Genomic DNA, 3,086 nt, shown 5'->3' with positions numbered 1-3,086 from the left:
GCTCCGACCAGCGGCTCACCGAGATCAGGCTCATCGTGCAGACCGTGCGGGTCCCCCGCACGGTGCTCGCGGTCGTCGCGGACCCGGCCCTCTTCGTCTGGTGGGGGTGGGTCAGAGACCTGGTGGGTCAGAACAGTCGCAGTTTGTCGTCCTCGATGCCGCGCATCGCGTCGTAGTCGAGGACCTGGCAGCCGATGCCCCGGTCCGTCGCGAGGACGCGGGCCTGGGGCTTGATCTCCTGGGCGGCGAAGATGCCGCGGACCGGCGCGAGATGGGGGTCGCGGTTCAGCAGCTCCAGATAGCGCGTCAGTTGCTCCACGCCGTCGATCTCACCGCGCCGCTTGATCTCCACCGCGACGGTCTTGCCGTCGGCGTCCCGGCACAGGATGTCCACCGGCCCGATGGCGGTCGGGTACTCGCGGCGGATCAGGGTGTAGCCGTCGCCGAGTGTCTCGATACGATCGGCGAGCAGCTCCTGAAGGTGCGCTTCCACGCCGTCCTTGATCAGGCCGGGATCCACGCCCAGTTCGTGCGAGGAGTCGTGGAGGACTTCCTCCATCGTGATGATGAGCTTCTCGCCCGCCTTGTTGATGACGGTCCAGACGCCCTTTTCCTCGCCGGTGCCCTCCTTCAGCGTGCAGGGCGGCGACATCCAGTTCAGGGGCTTGTAGGCCCGGTCGTCGGCGTGGATCGAGACGCTGCCGTCCGCCTTCACCAGGATCAGGCGCGGGGCCGAGGGAAGGTGGGCGGTGAGCCGCCCGGCGTAGTCCACGGAACAGCGGGCAATGACGAGACGCATGGTCGGCAACGCTACTCGACGGGCGCCTGCCGACGCGATTCGCCCTGGAAAACACGTGTTCGGTAATGGCCGATTGTGTGCAGGGTGTGCTCATTGAGAGTGTCTCATCTGCGCATTCTCCTGGTGCCGTCACCGTCGGTTGCTTACCGTATGAACGGGAGGTCGCGAGGTGTGTACGCAGCGTGTCCGGTATCGCGAACCTCCCCTATCTGTCCGGCAACCCCCGCTCGTCGGGGGTGCGAGAGGAGAACTCATGTCGCTCGACGTCTCACCGGCCCTACTCGAACAGGCCGAGCGAGGCGAGGTCGACGAAGCGGAATTCGTCGACTGCGTCCGGACCTCCCTGCCCTATGCGTGGGAGATGATCAGCTCCCTGGTGGCCCAGCTGAAGGTGGACGGCGGTGCGTTCGCCGACAACCAGACGCCTCCGCCGGACGAGCAGGCACGCGGTCAGTTGCTGCGTGCGCTTGCGAGTGACGCGATACGCGGCGCGCTGCAACGGCACTTCGGTGTGCGGCTGGCTTTCCAGAACTGCCACCGGGTAGCCGTGTTCCCGCTTGACTCCTCGGTCGACGAGAAGCTGAACCGCTTCACCTCGGTCCGCAGCCAGGTGCTGAACCAGTCACCCGAGTTCCGGGACTGCTGACGCGGCGCCGCTTGCTTGCCGCTCCGTACGCGGGAGGTGCGTTTTCTGTACCGGAGCGGCAAGCCCCCAGGAATTCACCGCGCGCTCAGACGAGTTGGGGGAGCACCTCGGTCCCCAGCCGCCGTACGTTCTCCTCGGTCGCCGCCAGGTCTCCGGAGCCCTCGACGAGCAGGGCGAAGCGGGAGATGCCGGTCCGCTCGCTGGTCGCCGCCAGCCGGTCGGCGCACAGCCGCGGCGTCCCCACCGGGTGCAGCCCGCAGAGCAGTTCGGTGTACGCCAGCGGGTCGCGCATCCGGCGTGTGCGCCCGTCGACCGTGACATGCGCCTCCAGGCCCTGCTTCAGCCAGCCGGGCATCGCCTTCATCAGCGTCTCCGCCGCGTCGACACGCCGGTCCGCGATCTGGCAGACGCCGGCCGACACATGGGACGCGCCGAGGATCTCCTCGGCGGGCCGGCCGCACGCCCGCGCGTGCTGCCGCCACAGGGCGACCATCTCGGCCTTCTCCTCGTCCCCCACATGCATCCCGAGCAGCATCGACAGACCGCGCTCGGCGGCCAGCCGCACGCTCGCCGGGGAGGTGCAGGCCACCACCAGCTCGGGCCCATGGACGTCGGTCAGGGCCTCCGACGGCCGGGGGACCACCGGGACCGCACGGAAGCGGAAGCGCTCCCCGTCGGCCGCCACGGACGGTTCGCGCAGCCAGCGGTCCAGGAGATCCAGGGCCTCCGGGAACCCCTTCTCGTACGCCTCGAGGCCCGCGCCGAACACCTCCAGGTCGACCCACGGGCCACCGCGCCCGACACCCAGCGTGAACCGGCCGCCGCTCGTGTGGTGCAGCAGCGCGGCCTGTTCGCCGAGGGCCACGGGGTGGGCGGTGGGCAGGACACTGACCGCCGTACCGACCCGGATGCGGCGGGTGCGGCCGAGCAGTAAGGCGGCCAGGGTGATGGCCGACGGGCATGTGCCGTACGGCACGAAGTGGTGCTCGGCCAGCCAGACCGCGTCGAGCCCCGACTCCTCGGCCACCTCGGCCGAGCGGACCGCGCGGTGCAGCGCCTCTCCCTCGCCCTGGCCGGGGAACTGGGCCGCCAACACGAAACTTCCAACGTGCATTGCTTTCCTGCTTCCTTGGCTCCGACTCGGAGCTCCCCCGCAGGGCATAACCGTCTGACACGTGCCGAGGACACGGCCGGGCGGAGTATTTTGCGGATTGTCTGCAGAATGGGGCGTTCCGCTGCGGGCCGGGGGAGCACCCGCCTCGCCCGGCGAGGGACTTGTGGCGATTGGTGCCGTACGCGTACCCTCGTCCGCGCCGCGTAGGCTGGACACGGCCCGTGCTTCCTGTATAGCCCCGAGAGGTGTCCCGTGTCCCCGCGTCGCAACCGACCCAAGGATGCCGGTTCGTCCGGCCGGAGCGCCGAGGACGACAGCCCCGGCCGCTACGGCGGCTGGGAGTCCTCGGAGAACTGGCAGGGCGAGAACTGGAGCGTGCGGCATGTGGCCGGCGCGAGCGCGCAGGGCAAGTCCTACCGCTGTCCCGGCTGTGACCAGATGATCCCCGACGGTGTGCCGCACGTGGTGGCCTGGTCCGAGCACGCGGGCGTCGACGACCGCCGGCACTGGCACAAGGCCTGCTGGAA

At 69.6% G+C, this 3,086-nt stretch carries 4 protein-coding genes; 2 read left to right on the top strand and 2 right to left on the bottom strand.

Annotated features, from left to right (window positions below; genetic code table 11):
- Positions 1-127 precede the first annotated feature (127 nt).
- The gene (gene nucS / locus ACWIF2_RS40430; protein WP_454366671.1) at positions 128-799 is read right to left on the bottom strand and encodes an endonuclease NucS; all 672 of its coding nucleotides are present in this window, start codon (positions 797-799) and stop codon (positions 128-130) included.
- A gap of 253 nt (positions 800-1,052) precedes the next feature.
- Here nucS and ACWIF2_RS40425 point away from each other — a divergent pair, with 253 nt between their 5' ends.
- A complete protein-coding gene (locus ACWIF2_RS40425; RefSeq protein WP_382590517.1) occupies positions 1,053-1,445 on the top strand; it encodes an SCO5389 family protein in 393 nt (130 codons plus the stop codon).
- A gap of 85 nt (positions 1,446-1,530) precedes the next feature.
- On the opposite strand, the gene ACWIF2_RS40420 is transcribed toward ACWIF2_RS40425, so the two are convergent.
- On the bottom strand, positions 1,531-2,559 hold the full coding sequence (locus tag ACWIF2_RS40420) for an LLM class flavin-dependent oxidoreductase (protein WP_454366669.1): 1,029 nt from the start codon (positions 2,557-2,559) through the stop codon (positions 1,531-1,533).
- Between the two features lie 252 nt (positions 2,560-2,811).
- Here ACWIF2_RS40420 and ACWIF2_RS40415 point away from each other — a divergent pair.
- The coding region (locus ACWIF2_RS40415; RefSeq protein ID WP_454366667.1) for an ATP/GTP-binding protein at positions 2,812-3,086 on the top strand (275 nt) is incomplete at its 3' end.

This window comes from Streptomyces sp. NPDC055506 (assembly GCF_053643595.1).
This window is presented reverse-complemented; position numbering and strand designations above follow the sequence as displayed.